The organism is Pseudomonas fluorescens, assembly GCF_902497745.1.
GTDB classification, from domain to species: domain Bacteria; phylum Pseudomonadota; class Gammaproteobacteria; order Pseudomonadales; family Pseudomonadaceae; genus Aquipseudomonas; species Aquipseudomonas fluorescens_BM.
The window spans coordinates 25,300-48,379 of record NZ_CABVHJ010000005.1 but is presented as its reverse complement, the minus strand read 5'-3'; the positions used below and the strand labels follow the sequence as shown (position 1 = coordinate 48,379).

The window sequence follows — 23,080 nt, the reverse complement described above, 5'->3', positions numbered from 1 at the left end:
GAATCTCGACGCCCTAGGGCTCAGGTGCGCTCGGCCCAGGCCGCGCTGCTGAAAAATTTCATAGTGACCGCGTGGATGCTGCCATCGACGATCCATGGGTTCAAATGGGCATAGACCTGCTGCTGACGCTTCACCGGGCTCAACGCCGCCAGTTCATCGCTAATCACGTTCAGCTGGAAATTGCAGCCTTCGCCCTCAACTTCTACCAACGTTCCGGGCAGCTTTCCTTCAAGGAAGCTCTTCACTTCTACGGCCTGCATGCTCAACCTCAATCGGCGCCCTGTGCGCACGGGTCGGACATCATACAAAAAAGCCCCGCGCCTGCGAACCCCGCATGGCAGGACTCTGACGGGGGGCTTCTTTATTGATGCGGGTTCAGGGGTGCGCCAACAGTTCGGTCAGTTCACTGACCTGAGCAATTTCGCGCATGTCTTCGGGCATCGCACGAATGCTGACAGCCTTTCCGGCCGCATTCGCATCGCGCATGAAGCACAGCAGCAACGACAAACCGACGCTGCTGGACTTCTTCACCGCCGAGCAATCGATCACCAGCGAAGAGGCCTTGCTGGACTTGATCAACGCCTGACCTTGCTTGCGCAGGTCAGCGCCGGTGCGATAGTCCAGCACTCCGCTAAGCAGAAGCTCGTCGACATCACTCATACGAACTGCGGCCTCATTCATTGCGCGGGGTTCTTTTCAGTGGCTTCTTTGGCCTTGGCCACTTCCCCGGCCCAACCATTGATGGTCTTGTCCAGGTCGTTGCCATTGCGCTGCATCGCATCGGCGAACTGATCACGGAACAGTTTGCCAATGTTGATGCCGTTGATGATCACGTTGCGCAATTTCCACTCGCCGTTGATCTTCTCCAGCGTGTACTGCACAGGATAGATTGCGCCGCTGCTGCCCTTGACGGTCATGTTGACGCTGGTGCGGTCGCCCGATTCGTCCTTGGCAGGATCAACGGTAATGCCTTGATTGTTGTACTCGAGCAAGGCGTTGCCGTAGAACTGGAACAGGCCTTTCTTGAAGTTTTCCTGGAAAGTCTGCATCTGCGCAGGCGTAGCCTTGCGCGAGTACTTGACCGTCATGATGCTCTTGGAAATGCCTTCGGCGTCCACCACAGGCCCGACGATGCTATTGAGCGCCGCGTAGAAATCAGTCGGATCCTGCTTGTATTTCTCTTTGTTGGCAGCCAGATCGGCCAGCAACCGGTTGGTTGTGTCCTGCACCAGATCATGTGCCGAAGTTGCAGCAGCCACGGCGTTACCCATCAACGGCAGGGCCGCCAGTAACACCAACAGGCTACGTCGCAAGATAGAGATCATTCAAAAGCTCCTCATTTGGCGTCTTTGCTAACGGTATTGAGCAGGAATTTACCGATAAGGTCTTCCAGTACCAGTGACGACTGCGTGTCGTGAATGGTTCCACCATCCTTCAGCGGCTTGTCTTCACCGCCTACGCTGATACCAATGTACTTCTCGCCCAGCAGGCCAGCGGTCAGGATAGACGCTGTGGAGTCGGTCGGCAGGTTGTCGACCTTTTTATCCACTTGCAGGGTTACCCGACCGGTGAAGCTGTCGCGATCCAGATCGATTGCCGTGACCTTGCCGATGGTCACACCGGCCATGGTCACTTTGGCTCTGACCGTCAAACCGGCGATATTGTCGAAATACGCATAAAGTTTATAGGTATCGGTGGTCGACGTCGGAGACAGACCACTGACCCGCAAAGCAAGCAGCAACAAAGCCAGGATCCCTGCCAGCAGGAACAGGCCGACACCGATTTCCAGGGTGCGGTTTTGCATCAGAAATCTCCAAACATCAAAGCGGTCAGAATAAAGTCCAGGCCGAGCACTGCCAGCGAGGCAAACACTACAGTCTTGGTGGTGGCGCGACTGATGCCCTCGGAAGTGGGCTCACAGTCATAGCCTTGGAATACGGCGATCCAGGTCACGACAAAGGCGAAAACGATACTTTTGATTACGCCATTGAGCACGTCACTGGTGAAATTCACGCTGTTCTGCATGTTCGCCCAATAAGAGCCCTCATACACGCCCAGCCAGTCGACAGCCACCCACGAACCGCCCCAAATCCCGACCACGCTGAAAATCATTGCCAGCACCGGCAGGGAAATGAAACCGGCCCACAGGCGCGGGGCAATGATGTACTTGAGCGGATCGACGCCGATCATTTCCAGACTGGAAAGCTGTTCGGTGGATTTCATGTTGCCGATCTCGGCAGTCAGTGCCGAACCGGCACGACCGGCGAACAACAGCGCAGTCACCACCGGACCCAGCTCACGCAACAGGGTCAGCGCAACCATCTGCCCCACTGCCTGCTCCGAACCGTAGCTCGACAGGATGCTGAAGCCCTGCAGCGCCAGCACCATGCCGATGAAAATCCCCGAAACGACGATGATCACCAGCGACATCACGCCGACCGAATGCAGTTGCTTGACCAACAGACCAAAACCGCCGCTGATACCACCACGCCCCAGCAAGGCATGAAACAGGAACAGCGTCGCACGACCGAACACCGCGACGGCGTCGATCGCCGCCTCGCCGAACCGGCGCACGCGTTCTATTAATGAAATTCTGCGCATCAGCGCTTCCCCAGAAGATCTGCGCGGTAATCCGTCGCTGGAAAATGGTACGGCACCGGGCCATCGGGATCGCCAGTCATGAACTGACGGATACGCGGCTCGTCCGAGTTCATCAACTCGTCCGGCGTACCCTGCCCCAGCACCTGACCATCACCGACAACGTAGATGTAGTCGGCGATGCTCGCGGTTTCCGCCAGATCGTGGGACACCACGATACTGGTGATCCCCAGCGCATCGTTGAGCAGACGGATCAGACGGACCAGCACGCCCATGGCGATCGGGTCCTGCCCGACGAACGGTTCGTCGTACATGAGGATCTGCGGATCGAGCGCAATCGCCCGCGCCAGTGCGACGCGGCGTTTCATGCCACCGGACAACTCGTCCGGCATCAGCTCGATGGCACCGCGCAGACCGACCGCCTGCAGTTTCAGCAGGACGATGTCGCGGATCATTTCTTCCGGCAAATCGGTATGAACACGCAGGGGGAAAGCCACGTTCTCGAATACATCGAGATCGGTGAACAGCGCGCCGCTTTGAAACAGCACACCCATGTGCTTTCGCGCATCGAACAGATCGCTGCGCGAAAGCGCGGGCAAGTTCTGGCCGTTGACCCAGACTTCACCGCTGGCAGGGCGCAATTGTGCCCCCATCAATCGCAGCAGCGTGGTCTTGCCACACCCGGAAGGCCCCATGATGCCGGTGACCTTGCCGCGCGGGATGCGAATATCGACGTTATTGAAAATGCTGCGCGCACCGCGCTTGAAGGAGACTCCCTTCAGCTCGACCGCGTAGGCGTTATCGGCACTCATCTAAACTCCTTGCGATGCAGCCTCTCACTCGGACGCCTGTCTTTACTTAAAAAGTACGTACATCCCGGGCAGGCCGAACTGGCGGCGAACTATATCACTGCAAAGGCGAAGCGCCCAAGGCTTGTACCAGCCTGTGTTCGGCGATATGACAGGTGCGCAGGCTCTTTTACCGGGTTTTGGTAACGAGTAATGACAAAGCACGACGAACTTGCGTGAGGCTTTGCCACATAACCGCTATAATCGCCGCCTTTTCATCGGGCTATACGATTTCTGACATGAGCCAATCCAGCGACCTGATTCAATCGGCACAACGCACCATCCAACTCGAAGTGGAAGCCGTACAAGGCTTGTTGCCCCATATCGACGCCGATTTCGTACGCGCTTGCGAGATGATTCTGGCCAGCAAGGGCCGTGTAGTTGTGGTCGGCATGGGCAAATCCGGGCACATCGGCAACAAGATTGCCGCGACCCTGGCCAGCACCGGCACCCCGGCTTTTTTCGTGCACCCGGCCGAGGCCAGCCATGGCGACATGGGCATGATCACTCGTGATGACGTGATTCTAGCCCTGTCGAACTCCGGCTCGACCAACGAAATCGTCACCCTGCTGCCGTTGATCAAACGTCTGGGTATCCAGCTGATCAGCGTCACCGGCAACCCGCTATCGCCGCTGGCCAAGGCGGCCGAGGTCAATCTCAACGTTCACGTCGAACATGAGGCCTGCCCGCTGAACCTGGCGCCGACCTCCTCGACCACCGCAGCGCTGGTCATGGGTGATGCGCTGGCCGTAGCGTTGCTGGAAGCGCGCGGTTTCACTGCCGAAGACTTCGCCTTTTCTCATCCGGGCGGTGCCCTTGGCCGTCGCCTGTTGCTGAAAGTGGAAAACGTCATGCACGCCGGGCAGGAATTGCCGCAAGTACAACGCGGCACGTTGCTCAAAGACGCATTGATGGAAATGACTCGTAAAGGTCTGGGCATGACCGTCATCCTTGAAACTGACGGCAAACTCGCCGGGATCTTCACGGACGGCGATCTGCGCCGCACGCTGGATCGCAGCATCGACATTCGCAGCGCCACTATCGATCAGGTAATGACCGCTCACGGCAAGACCGCCCGGCCGGAAATGCTCGCCGCCGAAGCCCTGAAAATCATGGAAGACCACCGAATCAACGCATTGGTAGTCGTAGACGAGGAAGATCGCCCGGTCGGCGCCTTCAACCTCTCCGATCTGCTGCGCGCAGGAGTCATGTAATGAGTAACGATCTGCTGCAACGCGGCAAAGCGATCAAACTGGCGGTTTTCGACGTCGACGGCGTCCTCACCGACGGGCGCCTGTACTTCCTCGAAGACGGCAGTGAATTCAAGACTTTCAATACCCTCGACGGCCAGGGCATCAAGATGCTGATGAATGCCGGCGTGCAGACCGCTATCATCAGCGGTCGCAAGACGCCGGTGGTCGAGCGTCGCGCGAAAAATCTCGGCATCCCCCACCTGTTTCAGGGGCGCGAAGACAAATTGGTCGTTCTCGACGGTCTTCTCGAGCAACTGGGCCTAAGCTATGAAGAGGTCGCCTATCTCGGTGACGACCTGCCCGATCTGCCGGTGATTCGCCGCGTAGGTTTAGGCATGGCCGTGGCCAACGCTGCCGACTTCGTCCGCGAACACGCCCATGGCGTGACCCGCGCTCGCGGTGGCGAAGGTGCCGCCCGCGAGTTCTGCGAATTGATCCTGCGCGCCCAGGGCCGCCTCGATGCGGCCAACGCCGCGTACCTGTGAGCCAAACCATGTTCAGCAAAAAATTTCGTAACTTCCTGCTGTTCGGCTGCATCGCTGCGATTTTCGCAGCAGTCGGCTACTGGAATATCAGCCCGGAACGCTTTCTCGACAAACCACCGGTCACCTCGGTGGAAACGCCTATCGACTGGTATGCGACCAACACGCATACCCTGCAATACCTGCCGGATGGCAAGGTGCAGTATGAAATGACGTCCGAAAAAGCCGAGCACGTAAAGGCAACCGACGTCACGCTGGTGACCAAACCCGATCTGAACATGTACCGCGGAACGGACTTCCCGTGGCACGTGACCAGTGAGCGCGGTGAAGTGAACTCAGGCGGCACCGAAGTCGAGCTGATCGATTCGGTACGCGTTGCGCGCACCGACGAAAAGAAGCGTGACATCCTGATCACTTCCACTCGCATGACCGTGTTCCCGCAGCAGGAATATGCGCAGACCGAGCAACCCGTTAGAATCGACGGCGCTGGCGGTGTATCGACTGGCGTTGGAATGAAAGCGTACCTGAAGGAAAGCAGGATACACCTGCTATCGAACGTAAGAGGACAGTATGAGGCTCGTTAAAACCCTCCCTATTTTGCTCAGTCTGGGCGCAGCACTGGGAAGCGTGAGCGCCTGGGCTCTGCCGAACGATCAGCAGCAACCTATCCGCATTCAGGCCGACGACGCCCAACTGGATGACAAGAACGGCATCGCTACCTATAAGGGTGATGTGATCATCACCCAGGGCTCGATGATCGTTAAAGGCAACACGGTCACCATGACTCGCGCGCCGAATGGAGATATCGACGTAGTGACCTCCGTGGGCAACCTGGCTTACTTCGAGCAGTTGCAAACCCAGGGCGACACCAAACCGGTTCAAGGCTACGGCGTGACGATTCAATACCACGCCCAGCAAAACCGCGTCGTACTGATCGATAAGGCCAAGGTCGTCGACAAAGACGGCAACGTCACTCAGGGCGAAAAAATCGTCTATGACACCGTGAAGAAACTGGCCAGCGCCGGTCGCGCTACCGGCAGCAAAGTCACCGAGGCGCGTCCGCGCATCGACATGGTGATCCAGCCGAAGAAGAAAACCGACGAGAAACCCCAGTAATGGCAACTCTGAAAGCTCAGCACCTGGCCAAGGCCTATAAAAGCCGCCAGGTCGTGCGTGACGTCAGCCTGTCGATCGACAGCGGCCAGATCGTCGGCCTGCTCGGCCCGAACGGTGCCGGCAAGACCACGTGTTTCTACATGATCGTCGGCCTGGTACAGGCCGATCAGGGCCGCGTACTGATCGACGATCTGGACGTCAGCCATCAGCCAATGCACGGTCGCGCCAAGGCCGGTATCGGCTATCTGCCGCAAGAAGCGTCGATCTTCCGCAAACTGTCGGTGGCCGATAACATCATGGCCATCCTCGAGACCCGTCAGGAACTCGACAAGGCCGGCCGTCGCAAGGAGCTGGAAAGCCTGCTGCAGGAATTCCACATCAGCCACATCCGCGACAACCTCGGCATGAGCCTTTCCGGTGGTGAACGCCGCCGGGTGGAAATCGCTCGCGCACTGGCGACTGCACCGAAATTCATCCTGCTCGACGAACCGTTCGCCGGTGTCGACCCGATTTCGGTCGGCGACATCAAGCAGATCATCCATCACCTCAAAGCCAAGGGTATCGGTGTGTTGATCACCGACCACAACGTCCGTGAGACGCTGGACATCTGCGAAACCGCTTACATCGTCAACGATGGTCAACTGATCGCTGAAGGCGACGCAGAAACCATCCTGGCCAACGATCTGGTCAAGGAAGTGTATCTGGGTCACGAGTTCCGCCTGTAAGCGCGACAGTGCCCGGTGCGCCGCCGGGGCGCTGTATCGATTCAAGCAGGATTTAATACGCTTTAATTGTTACAGCGCTCTAGGCAAACACTTCAGTTTCAGGCATATAATTTGCTTAAGTTTGGCGCCTCGGCGCCCTGTAGTGGATGGCGCATAGCGCCGGCGAATAAGGTGTTAAGCCCCTGCCATGAAACCATCGCTAGTCTTGAGAATGGGCCAGCAGCTGACGATGACACCGCAGCTGCAACAGGCCATCCGCCTGCTCCAATTGTCGACCCTGGATCTGCAACAGGAAATCCAGGAGGCGCTGGAATCCAATCCGATGCTCGAACGCCAGGAAGAAGGCGAAGACTTCGATAATTCCGACCCCATGGCCGACAACGCCGAACAAAAGCCCAATACCGAAATCCAGGAACCCTCCTATCAGGAAACCGCCCCGACGGTCGACAACCTCGAGGACGGCGAATGGAACGAACGCATCCCCAACGAGCTTCCGGTCGATACCGCCTGGGAAGACGTCTACCAGACCAGCGCCAGCAGCCTGCCCAGCAGCGACGATGACGAATGGGACTTCACCACTCGCACCTCCGCCGGCGAGAGTCTGCAAAGCCACCTGCTGTGGCAACTGAACCTCGCACCGATGTCCGACACCGATCGCCTGATCGCCGTGACCCTGATCGATTGCATCAACAATCAGGGCTACCTGGACGAAACCCTCGAAGAGATCCTTGAGGCGTTCGATCCGGAACTGGACATCGAGCTGGACGAAATCGAAGCCGTTCTGCATCGCATCCAGCAGTTTGAACCGGCCGGTATCGGCGCGCGCAACCTCGGCGAGTGCCTGCTGCTGCAATTGCGCCAGCTGCCAGTCAAGACGCCTTGGCTGGCTGAAGCGAAACGCCTGGTCACTGATTACATCGACCTGCTCGGCAGCCGCGACTACAGCCAGTTGATGCGGCGCATGAAGCTCAAGGAAGACGAACTGCGCCAGGTCATCGAGCTGGTGCAGAGCCTTAATCCGCGTCCAGGTTCGCAGATCGAATCCACCGAAGCCGAATACGTTGTGCCTGACGTCATCGTGCGCAAGGACAATGAGCGCTGGCTGGTCGAGTTGAACCAGGAATCGGTGCCACGCCTGCGCGTCAACGCGCAGTACGCCGGTTTCGTCCGTCGCGCCGACACCAGCGCCGACAACACCTTCATGCGCAACCAGTTGCAGGAAGCCCGCTGGTTCATCAAGAGCCTGCAAAGCCGCAACGAAACGCTGATGAAAGTTGCCACCCAGATCGTCGAGCATCAGCGCGGTTTTCTGGAGTACGGCGACGAAGCCATGAAGCCGCTGGTCCTGCATGACATCGCCGAAGCGGTCGGCATGCACGAATCGACGATTTCGCGGGTGACCACCCAGAAATTCATGCATACCCCGCGTGGTATTTATGAACTGAAATACTTTTTCTCCAGCCACGTCAGCACCTCCGAAGGCGGCGAATGCTCGTCCACGGCGATCCGCGCGATCATCAAAAAACTGGTTGCCGCGGAAAATCAGAAAAAGCCGTTGAGTGACAGCAAGATCGCTGGTTTACTGGAGGCACAAGGCATTCAGGTGGCTCGCCGCACCGTCGCCAAGTACCGCGAATCCTTAGGGATCGCGCCTTCGAGCGAACGCAAGCGGTTGATGTAAGCCACGTTACAGCGTTCCAGTGGCAGGCTATCCAGCCTGCCGCTTTATGCACTGGCAACGAAGGAGAAGCTGTATGCAAGTCAACATCAGTGGACACCAACTGGAAGTGACCGAACCTCTGCGCGACTACATCAATGAGAAACTTCAACGATTGGAGCGCCATTTCGACAAGATCACCAACGTGCAAGTCACGATGTGCGTCGAAAAGCTGAAGCAGAAAATCGAAGCCACCTTGCATATACCCGGCAGCGAAGTGGTCGCCAACGCGGAACATACCGATATGTACGCGGCGATCGACGCCTTGACCGACAAGCTGGATAAACAACTCAAAAAGCATAAGGAAAAGACCCAGAGCCTGCTCCAGGGCGCTACCGGTCGATAACCCCCCACCCCATGATCCGACTTGAAAGTATCCTGACCCCCGGCCGTTCCCTCGTGAACGTGCCGGGTGGCAGTAAAAAGAAAGCCCTCGAACAAATTGCCAACCTGATCGCCCGCGAAGTGCCGGATCTGGCCATGCAGGATGTCTTCGAGGCGTTGATTGCCCGTGAAAAACTCGGTTCCACCGGTTTTGGTAACGGCATCGCCATCCCCCATTGCCGCCTCAAGGGTTGCCAAGCGCCGATCAGCGCGCTGATGCACCTTGACGCACCGATCGATTTCGACGCCATTGACGGCGCTCCGGTTGACCTGCTGTTTGTTTTGCTGGTCCCGGAAGCCGCCACCGATGCGCATCTGGAGTTGCTACGTCAGATCGCCAGCATGCTGGATCGTAAGGAAGTGCGCGAAAAGCTGCGTAGCGCACCGAGTAGCGAAGCCTTGTATCAGGTCGTCCTGAGCGAGCAGAACGGGCATTAATCATGCGTTTGATCATCGTCAGCGGCCGTTCCGGCTCGGGTAAAAGCACGGCTCTGGATGTCCTTGAGGACAACGGCTATTACTGCATCGACAACCTGCCCGCAGGCTTGCTGCCGGAACTGGCCGAACGCGCGCTGATTCACACTGAGCTGGCGCAACCGCTGGTGGCCGTGTCGATCGATGCGCGTAACTTGCCGAGCCATCTGACGCGCTTTCCCGAGTTGCTTGAAGATGTCCGGGCCAAGCACATCCAGTGCGATGTCCTGTATCTGGACGCCGACGAAGAGACCCTGCTCAAGCGTTTTTCCGAGACTCGCCGTCGCCATCCGCTGAGCAACGCCAACCGCTCGCTGGCCGAGGCGATTCAGGATGAAACCGCCCTGCTCGGCCCGATCGCCGACCTCGCCGACCTGAAAATCAACACCACCAACCTGAACCTGTACCAGTTGCGCGACAGCATCAAGCTGCGCTTGCTGAATCAGCCGGAGCCGGGCACGGCGTTTCTGGTCGAGTCATTTGGTTTCAAGCGCGGCATGCCGGTCGACGCGGATCTGGTGTTCGATGTGCGCTGCCTGCCCAATCCGTACTGGAAGCCGGAACTGCGCGCGCAATCGGGTCTCGATGCGCCGGTGGCCGAGTATCTCGCGGCGCAGCCGGAGGTCGAAGAAATGTTCCAGGACATTTTCGCCTACCTGCACAAGTGGCTGCCGCGCTTCGCTGCAAGCAACCGCGCCTACGTCACCATTGCCATTGGCTGCACCGGCGGACATCACCGCTCCGTCTACCTGACCGAACGTCTGGGTCAGGCCCTGCAGAAAACCCTGAAGAACGTCCAGGTTCGCCACCGCGACCTCACTTAAAGGATTCACACCGCGATGCCTGCTCTGGAAATCGAAATCATCAACAAGCTGGGCCTGCATGCCCGCGCATCGGCCAAGTTTGTCGGGGTGGCCGGGCAGTATCCGGATTGCACGATCAGAGTGGGCCGCACGCCAGAGACCACGGTTGACGGCAAAAGCATTATGGCAATGATGATGCTGGCGGCTGGCAAAGGCACCAAGATCTATCTGAGTACTGAAGGGCATCAGGAACAGGAAGCGCTGGATGCGCTGGTGGCGCTGATCAACAACTACTTCGATGAAGGTGGCTGACAGCCAAAGTCAAAAAATCGCAGCCCATGTCGCACAAATCCCCAGTGTAGGAGCTGCCACAGGCTGCGATCTTTTGATCCGCTCAACCCAACGCCGTATCCATCACCATCATCAGACAAAACCCGATCAACAAGCCAAGACTGGCCAGTTTGTCATGACCATGGCGTCGTGATTCCGGGATGACCTCGTGGGTCACCACCAGCAACATCGCCCCCGCCGCCAGTGCCAGACCTAACGGCAACAATACCTGCGCCAGACCGACCAGCCACGCACACAGCAGCGCAAACACCGGCTCGACCAGACCTGACGCCGCGCCGATCAGAAACGCCTTGACCCGCGACATCCCCGCCCCGGCCAATACCAGCGCAATCACCAGGCCCTCCGGCACATCCTGCAAAGCGATGCCCATGGCCAGACTGTCTGCATCCGGCATGCCGCCACCGGCAGACACGCCGACGGCCATGCCTTCAGGGATGTTATGGGCAATGATGGCAAACACGAACAACCAGATCCGCGGCGGAATGACCGGATGCTCGACCGTGCCGACGAGCATTTCCGGTGAAGCGCCGGAAACTTTGCGATCGACCAGATACAGCCCGAAAGCGCCGAGCATGATGCCGAAGCAGATCAGGCCGCTGGCGCCCCACGGAGTCAGACCCAGGCTTTCGGCGGCGGCGATACCCGGCACGATCAACGAAAACGCCGTCGCCGCCAACATCACGCCGGCGCCAAACCCCAGCAAAGTATCGCTGAGCGCCTGCGGCATACGCCGAATCACCAGCACCGGCACAGCGCCAAGCGCCGTGCCAAGGGCGCAGATCGCACCGCCCTGCAACGCCCGCGATAGCCTCGGTTCGAGATTCAGCCATTCCAGCCCGTGGGCAACCAGCAAGGTCATGCCCGCCAACAGCAACAGCGATCCCACTGCGTAACGAAACATACGCCCACTTCCGATCGCCAGTGTTTCAGTGCCCATAGTCAGCCTTGGATTGTTTTTATAGAAGACTCAAACCAGTGCGGCCTGATAGCGCGCAGCCACTTCAGGCCAATTGATTACGTTGTAGAACGCATTGATGTATTCCGGGCGGCGGTTCTGATAGCGCAAGTAGTAGGCGTGCTCCCAGACGTCGAGACCGAGAATCGGCGTGTTGCCATTCATCAACGGGCTGTCCTGGTTGCCGCTGCTCTCCACGATCAGTTTTTTCTCCGGGTTCACGCTGAGCCAGGCCCAGCCGCTGCCGAATCGGGTCAGTGCGGCTTTGGTGAAGGCTTCTTTGAAGCTGTCGAGGCCGCCCAGTTGCTCATCGATGGCTTTGGCCAACGCGCCTTCCGGCTTACCGCCACCGCTCGGCACCATCACTTCCCAGAACAGCGAGTGGTTGGCGTGACCGCCGCCCTGATTGATCACCGCCGCACGCAGTTTTTCCGGCAGTTGCTGAACACTGGCGACGAGTTTTTCTACCGGCCATTCAGCGTACTCAGTGCCTTCTACAGCGGCGTTGAGGTTGTTGATGTAAGTCTGGTGATGCTTGGTGTAATGAATCTCCATGGTCTGTGCATCGATATGCGGCTCAAGAGCGTCGTAGGCGTAAGGCAAGGCAGGCAAGGTAAAAGCCATTTCAATGGACTCCATGGTGATGTGGGGCAGGCGCGCGGCGCGCATTGCCGGTATCCGGGTGCAGCAGACGCTGGGTACGCGGGTATTCGCCGTGTTCGCTGATGAAATTCAGCAGCTCGACGTAGGTCTTGCTGCTCTGGCGCAGCGCCGCCTCACGCAAGGCCAGGCGCTGGCGTTCGTCCTGCATGGTCTGCAGCAGCCGTTGGTGGATGGCGCAGAGGTATTCGGCGCTCTCCTCCGGCTGATTCAGACGCAAGTGCAAATCCGCGAGGTTGTGGTGCGAGATCACGCAAGCCGCCACCGCTTCGTCAGCATCCGCCCAGCGTTCGAACAACACTTGCGCCAGGGCCAGGGCTTGCAGGTAAGCCTCACGGGCGTCGATCAATTCGCCGAGCATGAAGCAGCGATTGGCCCGTTCGATCGTGCGTTTCCAGTGCTCCATGGTGAGCCTCCAAAGCGGTTGCGGGGTTTACACGCCGCCGGCGGTGAGTTTCTCGGGATTGAGCAACTCTTCCAGTTGGCTGCGCGACAGGTCGGTGTGTTCCAGGGCAACGTCGATCACCGCGCGGCCTTCCTTGTAGGCCTGCTTGGCGATTTCGGCGGCTTTCTGGTAACCGATGATCGGGTTGAGCGCAGTGACCAGAATCGGGTTGCGCGACAACGCTTCCTTCAGGCGCGATTCGTTGACCTTGAAGCTGGCAATGGCTTTGTCGCCGAGCAGGCGACTGGAGTTGGCCAGCAATTCGATACTGCTCAGCAGGTTCTGCGCAATGATCGGCAGCATCACGTTGAGTTCGAAGTTGCCCGACTGGCCGGCGATGGTGATCACCGAATCGTTGCCGATGACTTGTGCGGCGACCATGGCGGTGGCTTCCGGAATCACCGGATTGACCTTGCCTGGCATGATCGACGAGCCCGGTTGCAGGGCTTGCAGCTCGATTTCACCAAGGCCGGCGAGCGGGCCGGAGTTCATCCAGCGCAGGTCGTTGGCGATTTTCATCAGCGACACGGCGGTGGCTTTAAGCTGGCCAGAGACGGCGACGGCGGTGTCTTGCGAGCCGATCAGCGCGAACAGATCCTTGCCCGGGGTGAATTGCACATCGGTCAACTGGCTCAACTGGCGGCTGAAACGTGCGGCGAATTCAGGATGCGCGTTGATCCCGGTGCCGACCGCCGTGCCGCCCTGCGCCAGCGCTTGCAGGCTCGGCAGCAAATCCTGCACGTGGCCGATGTTGGCCTTGAGTTGCTGCGCCCAGCCATTGAGTACCTGGCTCATGCGCACCGGCATCGCGTCCATCAAATGCGTGCGACCGGTTTTGACGTGGTGATGCACTTGCCCGGCCTTTTGCTCGATCACTTGCACCAGGTGCAACAGCGCCGGGAGCAGTTGTTCGTGCAGGGCCAACGCAGCGCTGACGTGAATAGTGGTCGGGATGATGTCGTTGCTGCTCTGGCCGCAGTTGACGTGATCGTTGGCGTTCACCGACTCACCCAGCAGACGGCTGGCGAGGGTGGCGATCACTTCATTGGCGTTCATGTTGGAACTGGTGCCGGAACCGGTCTGGAAGATATCCACCGGGAAATGCTGCATGAAATCGCCTTCGAGCAAGCCTTGCGCAGCGTCGCTGATGGCTTTGCCCTGTGCGGCGCTGATCTGGTTGAGTTCAACGTTGGCGCGAGCGGCAGCTGCTTTGGCGAGGATCAGTGCGCGGATGAATTGCGTCGGCATCGGCTTGCCGCTGATCGGGAAGTTATCCACTGCGCGCTGGGTTTGCGCGCCGTAGAGAGCGTCCACCGGCACCTGCAGTTCGCCCATGCTGTCGCGCTCAATACGTGTCTTGGTCATCGGTAAATCCTTGGACTAATTCAATGAGAGGAATCGAGGGAAGCAATTCGCAAGTGGCGAGCTGCCAGGTGTAGCGCTGCCAGCGTTTAAGCCGGCATTTGCACAGAGAAAGGCGCTCCATTTCACGCAACGGACGCCAGGCTTGATCGAGACAGAGGCTGCGCCAGTGCCACGGCAGCGCGATGTCGGTGGCCGTGTCGAGCAGCAGACGGAAGGAGGTTTCAGCGATGGTCCAGGGAGAAGTTGCCGTACAACAGGCCAGATACCGGCCTTCGGCCAGATAGTGTTCGATCAGGCGCGGTTCGTCGGGATCCATCGCGCAACGGATCTGGCGACTCATCCAGCGCCAGCTTTCGAGGTACGGCTGCTCGTGCAAGGCAGAACTCATGATCCGGGGCTCATCCGATAATGAGATTTATTATTAGATGATAATGAGAACCAAAACAAGGGAGCCCGGTTACACAGACTCCAATGTGGGAGCGAGCCTGCTCGCGAAGGCGTCGTGTCAGTCGCCGCTGCGGTCGACTGTTAAATCGCTTTCGCGAGCAGGCTCGCTCCCACATTGGTTTTGTGTGGAGCCAATAAAAAAGGCGCGCCATCCGCTGGGATGGCGCGCCTTTTGTGTATGACGGCTGCGGTTTAGCTGCCCGCGACGGTCATGCGTTCGATCAACACCGAGCCGGTGCGAATGTTGCTGCGCAACTCCAGATCATTACCCACGGCAACGATCTGCTTGAACATGTCGCGCATGTTGCCGGCGATGGTGACTTCCTGCACCGCGAACTGGATTTCGCCGTTTTCGACCCAGAAGCCTGCCGCCCCGCGCGAATAGTCGCCAGTGACCATGTTCAAGCCATGGCCCATCAACTCAGTGACCAGCAAGCCACGCCCCATACGCTTCAACAGCGCAGCCTGGTCTTCATCGCCGTGGGTCACGAACAGGTTGTGCACGCCGCCAGCGTTGGCGGTGCTCGGCATACCGAGTTTGCGTCCAGAGTAAGTGCCGAGAATGTACGAGACCAACTCACCTTTTTCGACGAACGGTTTGGCATACGTTGCCAGACCATCACCGTCATAAGAAGCACTGCCCATCGCCCGCATCAGGTGCGGACGCTCATCAATGGTCAGCCATTCCGGGAACAGCTTCTGCCCCAAAGTGCCTTCAAGGAACGACGATTTGCGATACAGGCTGCCGCCGGACACTGCAGAAAGGAAGCTGCCGAACAAGCCGCCAGCCAGCTCTGCGGAAAACAGCACCGGCACCTCGCAAGTCGGCACCGGACGCGCGCCCAGGCGGCTCGCTGCGCGTTGCGCCGCACGCTGACCAATGCTCACCGGATCCGCCAGCAAATTGCCCTGGCGGCTCACGTCGTACCAGTAATCGCGCTGCATCTGGCCGTCGGCCTCGGCAATCATCACGCAACTCAGGCTGTGTCGGGTCGATGCGTAGCCGCCAATGAAACCGTGGCTGTTGCCGTAAACCCGGCAGCCCTGATGGGTGCTCAGCGTCGTACCGTCGGCGTTCTTGATCCGCGCATCGGCGTCGAATGCCGCTGCTTCACAGAGCAAGGCCTTCTCGATGGCCTGCTCCGGCGTGATGTCCCATTCGTGGAACAGGTCAAAATCGTGCTGTTCCTTGGCCATCAACGCCGCATCGGCCAAACCCGAGGATTCGTCTTCGGAAGTGTGTTTGGCAATGGCCAATGCCGCCGCGACGGTTTCGCGAATCGCATCCGGACCGGTCGCCGAGGTGCTGGCCGAGCCTTTGCGCTGACCTACATACAGCGTGATGCCAAAGCCCTGATCACGATTGAACTCGACCGTTTCGACCTCGCGCTGGCGCACCGAAGTCGACAGCCCCTGCTCAAGCGACACTGCGACTTCGCAGGCACTGGCGCCCTGACGCTTGGCTTCGGCGATGATCTGCTCGACCTGTTCCTGCAGTGCCGGCAATGCCTGCGGGCCGACGCTTTGAACTGCACTCATGCTCATCTCCACTCAAATTCTGCTTTCGGCTGGGGTCATCGAGCGACCGGGCCGGACAAGCGGCCCCCGACTGGTTATCATGGCGGCGTTTCTTTGCGGACTGCCACCATGGTTGATTCTTACGACGACTCCCTCGATACGGGAGAAAAAAGCAAATCTCAGGTCAAACGCGAGCTGCATGCTCTGGTTGACCTCGGCGAGCGCCTGACAACACTCAAGCCAGACTTGATCGCAAAACTGCCGCTGACCGACGCCATGCGCCGGGCTCTGGCCGATGCGCCCAAGCACACCGCGAACATCGCGCGTAAACGGCACTTGCAGTTCATCGGCAAACTGATGCGCGATCAGGACACTGACGCGATTCTCACGCTGCTCGATCAACTCGATGCCTCGACTCGTCAGTACAACGAGCGTTTCCATAACCTGGAGCGCTGGCGTGATCGCCTGATCGCAGGCGACGATGCCGTGCTGGAGAAGTTCGTCGTCGAGTACCCGGACGCCGATCGCCAACAACTGCGTTCCCTGATCCGTCAGGCTCAGCACGAGGTTGCGCAAAACAAACCTCCTGCTTCCAGCCGCAAGATCTTCAAGTACATCCGTGAGCTGGACGAAACTCAACGCGGTCTGCGTTGATATCTCGCCCCTGTAGGAGCTGCCGCAGGCTGCGATCCTTTGATCTTAAGAGCAAAGATCGCAGCCTGCGGCAGCTCCTACACACGTTTATTTATGCGCCCGTGCCACCCACGGTGATCGCATCGATTTTCAACGTCGGCTGACCGACGCCAACCGGCACCGATTGCCCATCCTTGCCGCACGTGCCGACACCGCTGTCCAGCGCCAGATCGTTACCAACCATCGACACCCGGCTCATCGCCTCGGGGCCGTTGCCGATCAACGTCGCGCCTTTGACCGGCGCAGTGATCTTGCCGTCTTCGATCAGGTACGCCTCGCTGGTGGAGAACACGAACTTGCCGCTGGTGATATCGACCTGACCGCCGCCAAGGTTGGCGCAGTAGATGCCTTTCTTCACCGAAGCAATGATTTCCGCCGGATCGCTTTCGCCGCCGAGCATGTAAGTGTTGGTCATCCGTGGCATCGGCAGGTGCGCATAGGATTCACGACGACCGTTACCGGTACGAGCTACACCCATTAAACGCGCGTTGAGCTTGTCCTGCATGTAGCCTTTCAGTACGCCGTTTTCGATCAGCGTGGTGCACTCGGTCGGCGTGCCTTCGTCATCGACGCTCAGCGAACCGCGACGGCCGCTCAAGGTGCCGTCATCAACGATCGTGCACAGCTTGGAAGCAACCATTTCGCCCATGCGCCCGCTGTACGCCGAGCTGCCCTTGCGGTTGAAATCGCCTTCCAGACCGTGACCGACGGCTTCGTGCAGCAGCACGCCAGACCAGCCCGAGCCCAACACAACCGGCAAGGTGCCGGCCGGTGCCGGGATCGCTTCCAGATTCACCAGCGCCTGACGCAGCGCTTCACGGGCATAGCCCATGGCGCGGTCTTCGGCGAGGAAATAACGGTAGTCGGTACGCCCGCCGCCGCCATGCCCGCCGCGCTCGCGACGACCATTCTGCTCAACAATCACGCTGACGTTGAAACGCACCAGTGGCCGCACATCCGCCGCGAGGCCGCCGTCGGTAGATGCCACCAGAATGCGTTCCCAGACACCGGCCATGCTGACGCTGACTTGCTGGATACGCGGGTCGAGCGCACGGGTAGCCACATCGATGCGCTTGAGCAGCTCGACTTTCTCTGCACGAGTCAGCACTTCCAATGGGTTATCCGGCGCGTATAACTGTGCGACATCCTGCGTGGTGAACGCCTGCACCGTGCCGTTCTGCCCGGCGCGGGAGATCGAACGCGCGGCACGGGCCGCTGCGCCGAGCGCTTCGAGGGTGATCGCGTTGCTGTAGGCAAAACCGGTTTTTTCACCGGACTGCGCACGGACGCCGACACCCTGGTCGAGGTTGAAGCTGCCTTCCTTGACGATGCCGTCTTCCAGTGCCCACGACTCGGAGATCTGGCCCTGGAAATACAAATCGGCGGCATCGATACCGGGGCCGGCCAGATCGCCGAGCACGCCTTGCAGGCTCTCGATCGTCACGCCGCCGGGCGCCAACAGGTGATCACTGACTGAGGACAACAACTCGCTCATAGGTTTACGCCTTAAATTCGTGTTCTGAAGCAGGCCGCTGGGCGCCCTGCGAGAAAAACCGCCGATGACTCGTCACCGGCATTCGCGCCCTGATGGACGCTTGTTCATCGCTATCGCGTTCGGCCAACAACACCGCTTCGCCTTGATCCTGACTCGCCAATACGCGACCCCATGGGTCGATGATCGCCGCGTGGCCGAAGGTTTCCCGCGGCCCCGGGTGGGTCCCGCCCTGCGCTGCGGCCAGCACATAACACTGTGTCTCGATGGCCCGCGCGCGAATCAGTACATCCCAATGCGCCGCGCCGGTCACCGCAGTAAAGGCTGACGGTGCGGTAATCAACTCGGCACCGGCAGCACGCAATTCGCTGTACAACTCGGGAAAGCGCAAGTCATAACACACGGTCAGACCGAGCTTGCCCACCGGCGTGTCGGCGACCACGACGCCACTGCCATAAGCATAGTCATCGGATTCGCGGTAACGGCCGCGATTGTCCGCCACATCGACATCGAACAGATGCAACTTGTCATAGCGGGCGACGATTTCGCCCTGCTCATCGACCAACAGCGAGCAGGCATTGGCCTTGGCCGTCGGTTGATTGACCGGCGGCAACGGCAAGGTGCCGGCTACTATCCATAACTTGAGGTCGCGGGCGGTCTGTTTCAACCACGGCAGGATCGGTCCTTCGCCGAGCGCCTCGGCGCGGCCGATGTCAGCCACGTCACGACGGCCCATGGCGGCGAAGTTTTCCGGTAGCACCGCCAGCTTCGCACCGCCGGCTGCAGCCTGTTCGAGCAGGCGCCGGGCCTGAGCCAGATTAGCCGGCACGTCGCTCTGACTGACCATTTGAATCACCGCTAAAGACATGGCGAACTCCGCAAGAGGTATGCGGCCATGCTACTCCATCGGTTCAGAGGCTGGCTGTTCAAAAAGGCTTGTCGAAGGTGATTTTCGGCTCTTTCCATGGGCCTTTGACGGTGTATTTCACACTGGCAAAGCGCGCCACACGGTCACCGATCAACTTGTCGATCAGGAACAACGCGCCACCAACCGCCGGTGCGCCGACGATCAGCGCGGCGATCGGCAGGTTGTTGGTCACCGGCAACGTCACCAGCAACTTGGCATCGACCTTGTCGCCGACCAGATCCAGCGTACCGTCCAGCTCAAGGTTGCTCGAAGGGCCGGTCAGGCGAATCGGCTCGCGGGTGACATACACACCATTGTTCGCCACCAGCAGACCTTTGACCCGGTCGTAGCTCAAGCCTTTGCCGAACAGATCGGAGAAGTCCAGACGCAAACGCCGGCCGATAGAATTGAAGTTGAGCAGGCCAAACACTCGCAACGCCTGTGCGCCACCCTCCACTTCAACGAACTGGCCTTTGTTCAACGACGCATCGAGGGTGCCGGAGAAGCGCTTGGTCGCCAGCCATGCCGGCGAGCCCGGCCAACGGCCATCGACGTCCATGTGGAATTCTTCACTGGTCACGCTTGGAGCAAAGCCCCAGCCCTTGAGTACGTCAGCGAGGTTCTTGCCGCCAATGCGTCCCTTATACCAACTGGTGGTCGCGCCCGGCGGCCCTTCCCAGCCACCGTTACCCTGCAACAGGATGCCTTTGAGCCCCATGTCGAGGTTGTTCAGAGCGATGCCTTTGGCGGTCGGGCGCACCTTCAGCGACCAGCCGCCGACCAGATCCGGGCCGAGGAACAGTTGATTGATGGTGATATCCAGCGCGGGAATTTTCGTCGGATCGACCGATACCAACGGATCCGGCGAGTTCTCGTCAGCCTGAACTGTCGGGTCCGGCGCTGGCAGTTTCACGTACTGCAAATTGACCGCAATCGGCACGCCCTTGGCGTCCGGCAGGCTCGCCGAGCCTTTGGCCTGCTGGCTATCGAGGGACAGATTCCAGGTGCCTGGCTTGCGATTGACCTGCACCGACGCCTGATCCAGTGTCGTCCCGAAAGCCGTGAGTTTGCCGACCTTGAAATCAGCACTGCTGAGCAATTGCTTGGCACTGCCGCCCGGATCCTGCCCGGCGTATTTGTTGACCAGATCCTGCCACGGCGCGACATCCAGCTCCGAAAGCACTCCGCGAATCCGCAAGCCTTTGGCGCCCGGCAGCACCGCTTCGCCGGCACCGAGGAACAACTCGCCACGGCCCTCGGCAAAATTGGTAGGCGGTGCCGCAAAGGTGAAGTTGGCCAATTGGTCGTAATTGACCCAATAACGCCGCTCCTGCCCCTGCAAGGTCATGCGGAACACCGTGTCGCGACCGACATCCGCCGCCATGCCAAACGGCGCCGGCAGATCCACCGCCACGCCTTTCATACTTGAGCTGACCATCAATTGACTGTCAGCGCCGTCCAGATTCAACTGCAGCTGATACGGAATCGTTCCGGACACCGGCAATGGCTGCGTCACGCCCAACCAGTCGGTGAGTTTCTTCACCTCGACCTGCCCGGACGCCGCAACCCGGGTCTTGAGCTTGCCGGGACTACCGTCAGCAAAAATCTGCGCAGTGACCGGTTTGTCGAAGGCGCGCGCGGCGATGTTCTGCCCGCTGAGTCCTTTGGCGCTGTCAAAGCGGAAATCGCCCTTGAGTTGGGTCAACTCAAGCTTCGGCTCGGCAAGTTTCAGCCGCGCATTGGCGGTTTTGAAGTCGACGAGGATTTTCGGCTGGTCGCCGCCCTTGTCCAGCGGGATATCGAGCTTGAGCTTGCCTTGCAGATCGCCCGCGCCTTCCCAACCGGCAAAGGTCTCACCGGTGCCGATCGGCGCGTCCTGAAGGATTTTCAGGCCATCACCGAGGCCACCGGCAAACGCGCCATCGAGATACATGTGCGTGTGTTGCCCGGCCGGTACGTGGGGAATGTTGACGAATACATCGCTGACCTGGGTGTCGAGCAACTGACCTTTATTGGCCCAGATCCGTACGCCACTGTCTTCGATGAACACGTCACCACTGACCTTGCTCACGTGCGGCCAGCCCGGCTGGAACGCGAGTTCGGCATCGTGCACCTTGAAGAACAGGCTGATGCTGCGGTCGGCCTCCCCGGCGTTCTTGTTCAGCGAGCCTTGATACTGGAAGAAGCCCTGATCGACTGCGCCTTTGAGGATGGCCGTACGCAGCCACTCGTCGAGCGCCGGACTCAGGACTTCGGGCAGGTATTTGGCAGTGTAGCGACCGTCGCCCTCGACCAGACCGACCCGCAGGTCCATGTAGTCTTCCTGGCTATGGTCGAAATGCAGACGAATCAGGAAATCACCGGCAATCTTGCCCTCCTCGCCGAGCACCTTCAGGTACGGCGCGATCAGGGTGAAGCCGTCTTTGTCGAGTTTCCAGGTCAGCCGGGCGTTGGCCTGAATGTACTGCCATGGCTTGGCGAAGATCGGGTCGAGGTGCAGGACAAAATCCTTGCTGTCCATGCGCAACTCGCCACCGTCGAGGTTGCCACTGAGGCTGCCGCTGACGTTTCGTGCTGCCGGAGCGCCGTGATAGGCGTCGAAACCGACATTGTCCAGATTGGTCGCGAAACTGAATTTATTGCCATCGGTGGCGTTGGGGCGAAAATCCAGCAGCACGTTGCGCAGACCACCGGTGACTTTCAAATGATCAACGGCCGTGGCGAAACCTTGCGGCAACGGCCCCAACGCATTCAGCAGTGGAGTGATCGGGGTCAGATCGAGACGATCCGCCTGCAAGTGCCAGAGCTCGTCCACTTTGTCGGTCGCGCGCGTCTGCTTGAGCTGTACATGCGACTCCCAACGGTTCTCGCCGAAATTCATCGCCAGTGAGTCGAGGCTGAGGGTGGCACCCTCGGCACCGTTCTCGTAGTAGGCGTTAAGCGCCAGATTATTGATCTGGATCGGCTTGCGATCGGCATAGGCGCCGGTCAGTTGCGGCGCATTCAAACGAAATGCCGCACTTTGCAGTGTGCCCTTGGCCCAGTTGACCCAGAGTTCACCGCCGGCCTTGATCTCGGAAAAATTCCATTGTTGGGTAAGACGCTCCGGCAGCCACTTCGACCAGTCGCTTTGCGGCAGGCTGGCGTAACCGTCTACCACACTGTCCTTCAATTGCTCGGGGCGAATCCGCGTGCGCAGGCTCAGTGCGACGGGCTGACCATCCGGCAAGGTCAAACGGGCATCGAGCCGCTGACGGCTAGCGCCGGTTTTCAGATTGAGGCCGACATAGGTGAGCGTCAGCGGCGCGTGATCCTGCGGCTGCAAAGTCACCTGACTGTCGAGCACCGACAGCTGCTGAATCATCTGCGAGCGTTTGAACAATTGCTGCGGATCCAGCGGCTGATCGTTCTGCACTGGCAAACCTTCCAGCGCCCAACTGCCGTCTTCTGACTCTTTAAGGCTGATTTTCAGACCGTTGAGTTCGAGGTGGGCAACACGCACTTCGCGAGCCAACAGGCTGGCCCACAAATCCGGTACGGCGCGCACCCGATCCAGACGCAAGGCATTGGCGCCGTCGCCGACCATCACATCATGGGCCAGCAGAATCGGCGCGAAACCGCTCCAGTTGCCTTCCAGCTCGCCGATCTGCAACGGCATGCCGAGGGCGGCACTGGCCTTGTCTTCGATGTCGGCGCGATATTCGGCCACCAACGGCGTCAGTTCGCGGCCGAGACTGACGTACAACGCCATCAATACCAAAACCAACGCGCACAGGCCCAGCCCCCAGCGGGTGATTGCGGCCAAAATGCGTGTCAGACGCTCCATGTCAGTTGGCTCCCATGGCAA

At 59.4% G+C, this 23,080-nt stretch carries 26 protein-coding genes; 11 read left to right on the top strand and 15 right to left on the bottom strand.

Annotated elements, in window-relative coordinates:
- Window positions 1-20: 20 nt before the first annotated feature.
- The 6 genes from F8N44_RS09205 to F8N44_RS09180 form a co-directional block, all read right to left on the bottom strand.
- Window positions 21-260 (bottom strand): BolA family protein, encoded by a 240-nt coding sequence (locus F8N44_RS09205; RefSeq protein ID WP_042608750.1) that lies wholly within the window; start codon window positions 258-260, stop codon window positions 21-23.
- Window positions 261-375: 115 nt separating this feature from the next.
- A complete protein-coding gene (locus F8N44_RS09200; RefSeq protein WP_034154488.1) occupies window positions 376-681 on the bottom strand; it encodes a lipid asymmetry maintenance protein MlaB in 306 nt (101 codons plus the stop codon).
- Window positions 678-1,325, bottom strand: coding sequence for a phospholipid-binding protein MlaC (locus tag F8N44_RS09195; RefSeq protein WP_150650088.1), 648 nt, complete (start codon window positions 1,323-1,325; stop codon window positions 678-680). The genes F8N44_RS09200 and F8N44_RS09195 overlap by 4 nt, the downstream gene beginning before the upstream one ends.
- A gap of 11 nt (window positions 1,326-1,336) precedes the next feature.
- Window positions 1,337-1,804: an outer membrane lipid asymmetry maintenance protein MlaD gene (gene mlaD, locus F8N44_RS09190; RefSeq protein ID WP_007912400.1), complete on the bottom strand. Its 468-nt coding sequence runs from the start codon at window positions 1,802-1,804 to the stop codon at window positions 1,337-1,339.
- Window positions 1,804-2,601 (bottom strand): lipid asymmetry maintenance ABC transporter permease subunit MlaE, encoded by a 798-nt coding sequence (gene mlaE / locus F8N44_RS09185; protein WP_003221704.1) that lies wholly within the window; start codon window positions 2,599-2,601, stop codon window positions 1,804-1,806. The genes mlaD and mlaE overlap by 1 nt, the downstream gene beginning before the upstream one ends.
- Entirely contained in the window at window positions 2,601-3,410 is an 810-nt protein-coding gene (locus F8N44_RS09180; protein ID WP_007912403.1) for an ATP-binding cassette domain-containing protein, read from the bottom strand. Before F8N44_RS09180 ends, mlaE begins: the two co-directional genes overlap by 1 nt.
- A 275-nt stretch (window positions 3,411-3,685) precedes the next feature.
- Between F8N44_RS09180 and F8N44_RS09175 the strand changes: the two genes are divergently transcribed.
- The 10 genes from F8N44_RS09175 (at window position 3,686) to F8N44_RS09130 (ending at window position 10,712) form a co-directional block, all read left to right on the top strand.
- Window positions 3,686-4,660 carry a KpsF/GutQ family sugar-phosphate isomerase gene (locus F8N44_RS09175; protein WP_127925839.1) on the top strand — a complete coding sequence of 325 codons (975 nt, stop codon included), beginning with the start codon at window positions 3,686-3,688 and terminating at the stop codon, window positions 4,658-4,660.
- On the top strand, window positions 4,660-5,184 hold the full coding sequence (locus F8N44_RS09170) for a KdsC family phosphatase (protein ID WP_007912407.1): 525 nt from the start codon (window positions 4,660-4,662) through the stop codon (window positions 5,182-5,184). Before F8N44_RS09175 ends, F8N44_RS09170 begins: the two co-directional genes overlap by 1 nt.
- 8 nt (window positions 5,185-5,192) lie before the next feature.
- Window positions 5,193-5,765, top strand: coding sequence for an LPS export ABC transporter periplasmic protein LptC (gene lptC, locus F8N44_RS09165; RefSeq protein WP_127925838.1), 573 nt, complete (start codon window positions 5,193-5,195; stop codon window positions 5,763-5,765).
- Window positions 5,752-6,297 (top strand): lipopolysaccharide transport periplasmic protein LptA, encoded by a 546-nt coding sequence (lptA, locus tag F8N44_RS09160; protein WP_150650087.1) that lies wholly within the window; start codon window positions 5,752-5,754, stop codon window positions 6,295-6,297. Before lptC ends, lptA begins: the two co-directional genes overlap by 14 nt.
- Entirely contained in the window at window positions 6,297-7,022 is a 726-nt protein-coding gene (gene lptB / locus F8N44_RS09155) for an LPS export ABC transporter ATP-binding protein (protein WP_008085069.1), read from the top strand. The genes lptA and lptB overlap by 1 nt, the downstream gene beginning before the upstream one ends.
- Window positions 7,023-7,209: 187 nt before the next feature.
- Window positions 7,210-8,703, top strand: coding sequence for an RNA polymerase factor sigma-54 (locus F8N44_RS09150; protein WP_150650086.1), 1,494 nt, complete (start codon window positions 7,210-7,212; stop codon window positions 8,701-8,703).
- Window positions 8,704-8,776: 73 nt separating this feature from the next.
- Complete coding sequence (gene hpf / locus F8N44_RS09145; RefSeq protein WP_047299778.1) at window positions 8,777-9,085, top strand: ribosome hibernation-promoting factor, HPF/YfiA family; 309 nt, start codon at window positions 8,777-8,779, stop codon at window positions 9,083-9,085.
- An 11-nt stretch (window positions 9,086-9,096) separates the two neighbouring features.
- Window positions 9,097-9,561 (top strand): PTS IIA-like nitrogen regulatory protein PtsN, encoded by a 465-nt coding sequence (gene ptsN / locus F8N44_RS09140; protein WP_077571129.1) that lies wholly within the window; start codon window positions 9,097-9,099, stop codon window positions 9,559-9,561.
- A 2-nt stretch (window positions 9,562-9,563) separates the two neighbouring features.
- Window positions 9,564-10,421, top strand: a complete 858-nt coding sequence (rapZ, locus tag F8N44_RS09135; protein ID WP_122597937.1) for an RNase adapter RapZ — start codon at window positions 9,564-9,566, stop codon at window positions 10,419-10,421.
- A gap of 15 nt (window positions 10,422-10,436) precedes the next feature.
- Window positions 10,437-10,712 carry an HPr family phosphocarrier protein gene (locus F8N44_RS09130; protein WP_008085079.1) on the top strand — a complete coding sequence of 92 codons (276 nt, stop codon included), beginning with the start codon at window positions 10,437-10,439 and terminating at the stop codon, window positions 10,710-10,712.
- An 82-nt stretch (window positions 10,713-10,794) separates the two neighbouring features.
- On the opposite strand, the gene F8N44_RS09125 is transcribed toward F8N44_RS09130, so the two are convergent.
- The 6 genes from F8N44_RS09125 to pmbA form a co-directional block, all read right to left on the bottom strand.
- Window positions 10,795-11,688, bottom strand: coding sequence for a ZIP family metal transporter (locus F8N44_RS09125; protein ID WP_150650085.1), 894 nt, complete (start codon window positions 11,686-11,688; stop codon window positions 10,795-10,797).
- A 30-nt stretch (window positions 11,689-11,718) separates the two neighbouring features.
- Window positions 11,719-12,330: a superoxide dismutase gene (locus F8N44_RS09120; RefSeq protein WP_150650281.1), complete on the bottom strand. Its 612-nt coding sequence runs from the start codon at window positions 12,328-12,330 to the stop codon at window positions 11,719-11,721.
- Window position 12,331: 1 nt separating this feature from the next.
- Window positions 12,332-12,772: a hypothetical protein gene (locus F8N44_RS09115; protein WP_016984162.1), complete on the bottom strand. Its 441-nt coding sequence runs from the start codon at window positions 12,770-12,772 to the stop codon at window positions 12,332-12,334.
- 27 nt (window positions 12,773-12,799) lie between these two features.
- Window positions 12,800-14,176, bottom strand: coding sequence for a class II fumarate hydratase (locus F8N44_RS09110; RefSeq protein WP_150650084.1), 1,377 nt, complete (start codon window positions 14,174-14,176; stop codon window positions 12,800-12,802).
- On the bottom strand, window positions 14,157-14,564 hold the full coding sequence (locus F8N44_RS09105; protein WP_150650083.1) for a FagA protein: 408 nt from the start codon (window positions 14,562-14,564) through the stop codon (window positions 14,157-14,159). Before F8N44_RS09105 ends, F8N44_RS09110 begins: the two co-directional genes overlap by 20 nt.
- 251 nt (window positions 14,565-14,815) lie before the next feature.
- Window positions 14,816-16,162 carry a metalloprotease PmbA gene (pmbA, locus tag F8N44_RS09100; protein WP_150650082.1) on the bottom strand — a complete coding sequence of 449 codons (1,347 nt, stop codon included), beginning with the start codon at window positions 16,160-16,162 and terminating at the stop codon, window positions 14,816-14,818.
- Between the two features lie 108 nt (window positions 16,163-16,270).
- On the opposite strand from pmbA, the gene yjgA reads away from it, so the two are divergent.
- Window positions 16,271-16,795, top strand: coding sequence for a ribosome biogenesis factor YjgA (gene yjgA, locus F8N44_RS09095; protein ID WP_007915377.1), 525 nt, complete (start codon window positions 16,271-16,273; stop codon window positions 16,793-16,795).
- 91 nt (window positions 16,796-16,886) lie between these two features.
- On the opposite strand, the gene tldD is transcribed toward yjgA, so the two are convergent.
- Genes tldD through F8N44_RS09080 form a run of 3 tightly spaced genes read right to left on the bottom strand, consistent with a single transcriptional unit; the run spans window position 16,887 to window position 23,059 of the window.
- Window positions 16,887-18,329, bottom strand: coding sequence for a metalloprotease TldD (gene tldD / locus F8N44_RS09090; RefSeq protein WP_007915374.1), 1,443 nt, complete (start codon window positions 18,327-18,329; stop codon window positions 16,887-16,889).
- 4 nt (window positions 18,330-18,333) lie between these two features.
- Window positions 18,334-19,194 (bottom strand): carbon-nitrogen hydrolase family protein, encoded by an 861-nt coding sequence (locus F8N44_RS09085; protein WP_150650081.1) that lies wholly within the window; start codon window positions 19,192-19,194, stop codon window positions 18,334-18,336.
- A 58-nt stretch (window positions 19,195-19,252) separates the two neighbouring features.
- On the bottom strand, window positions 19,253-23,059 hold the full coding sequence (locus tag F8N44_RS09080; protein WP_150650080.1) for a YhdP family protein: 3,807 nt from the start codon (window positions 23,057-23,059) through the stop codon (window positions 19,253-19,255).
- Window positions 23,060-23,080: the final 21 nt, after the last annotated feature.

Coding starts and splice junctions, on each gene's coding strand:
- F8N44_RS09205 (WP_042608750.1), bottom strand. CDS start 260: ATGCAGGCCGTAGAAGTGAAGAGCTTCCTTGAAGGAAAGCTGCCCGGA.
- F8N44_RS09200 (WP_034154488.1), bottom strand. CDS start 681: ATGAATGAGGCCGCAGTTCGTATGAGTGATGTCGACGAGCTTCTGCTT.
- F8N44_RS09195 (WP_150650088.1), bottom strand. CDS start 1,325: ATGATCTCTATCTTGCGACGTAGCCTGTTGGTGTTACTGGCGGCCCTG.
- mlaD (WP_007912400.1), bottom strand. CDS start 1,804: ATGCAAAACCGCACCCTGGAAATCGGTGTCGGCCTGTTCCTGCTGGCA.
- mlaE (WP_003221704.1), bottom strand. CDS start 2,601: ATGCGCAGAATTTCATTAATAGAACGCGTGCGCCGGTTCGGCGAGGCG.
- F8N44_RS09180 (WP_007912403.1), bottom strand. CDS start 3,410: ATGAGTGCCGATAACGCCTACGCGGTCGAGCTGAAGGGAGTCTCCTTC.
- F8N44_RS09175 (WP_127925839.1), top strand. CDS start 3,686: ATGAGCCAATCCAGCGACCTGATTCAATCGGCACAACGCACCATCCAA.
- F8N44_RS09170 (WP_007912407.1), top strand. CDS start 4,660: ATGAGTAACGATCTGCTGCAACGCGGCAAAGCGATCAAACTGGCGGTT.
- lptC (WP_127925838.1), top strand. CDS start 5,193: ATGTTCAGCAAAAAATTTCGTAACTTCCTGCTGTTCGGCTGCATCGCT.
- lptA (WP_150650087.1), top strand. CDS start 5,752: ATGAGGCTCGTTAAAACCCTCCCTATTTTGCTCAGTCTGGGCGCAGCA.
- lptB (WP_008085069.1), top strand. CDS start 6,297: ATGGCAACTCTGAAAGCTCAGCACCTGGCCAAGGCCTATAAAAGCCGC.
- F8N44_RS09150 (WP_150650086.1), top strand. CDS start 7,210: ATGAAACCATCGCTAGTCTTGAGAATGGGCCAGCAGCTGACGATGACA.
- hpf (WP_047299778.1), top strand. CDS start 8,777: ATGCAAGTCAACATCAGTGGACACCAACTGGAAGTGACCGAACCTCTG.
- ptsN (WP_077571129.1), top strand. CDS start 9,097: ATGATCCGACTTGAAAGTATCCTGACCCCCGGCCGTTCCCTCGTGAAC.
- rapZ (WP_122597937.1), top strand. CDS start 9,564: ATGCGTTTGATCATCGTCAGCGGCCGTTCCGGCTCGGGTAAAAGCACG.
- F8N44_RS09130 (WP_008085079.1), top strand. CDS start 10,437: ATGCCTGCTCTGGAAATCGAAATCATCAACAAGCTGGGCCTGCATGCC.
- F8N44_RS09125 (WP_150650085.1), bottom strand. CDS start 11,688: ATGGGCACTGAAACACTGGCGATCGGAAGTGGGCGTATGTTTCGTTAC.
- F8N44_RS09120 (WP_150650281.1), bottom strand. CDS start 12,330: ATGGCTTTTACCTTGCCTGCCTTGCCTTACGCCTACGACGCTCTTGAG.
- F8N44_RS09115 (WP_016984162.1), bottom strand. CDS start 12,772: ATGGAGCACTGGAAACGCACGATCGAACGGGCCAATCGCTGCTTCATG.
- F8N44_RS09110 (WP_150650084.1), bottom strand. CDS start 14,176: ATGACCAAGACACGTATTGAGCGCGACAGCATGGGCGAACTGCAGGTG.
- F8N44_RS09105 (WP_150650083.1), bottom strand. CDS start 14,564: ATGAGTTCTGCCTTGCACGAGCAGCCGTACCTCGAAAGCTGGCGCTGG.
- pmbA (WP_150650082.1), bottom strand. CDS start 16,162: ATGAGTGCAGTTCAAAGCGTCGGCCCGCAGGCATTGCCGGCACTGCAG.
- yjgA (WP_007915377.1), top strand. CDS start 16,271: ATGGTTGATTCTTACGACGACTCCCTCGATACGGGAGAAAAAAGCAAA.
- tldD (WP_007915374.1), bottom strand. CDS start 18,329: ATGAGCGAGTTGTTGTCCTCAGTCAGTGATCACCTGTTGGCGCCCGGC.
- F8N44_RS09085 (WP_150650081.1), bottom strand. CDS start 19,194: ATGTCTTTAGCGGTGATTCAAATGGTCAGTCAGAGCGACGTGCCGGCT.
- F8N44_RS09080 (WP_150650080.1), bottom strand. CDS start 23,059: ATGGAGCGTCTGACACGCATTTTGGCCGCAATCACCCGCTGGGGGCTG.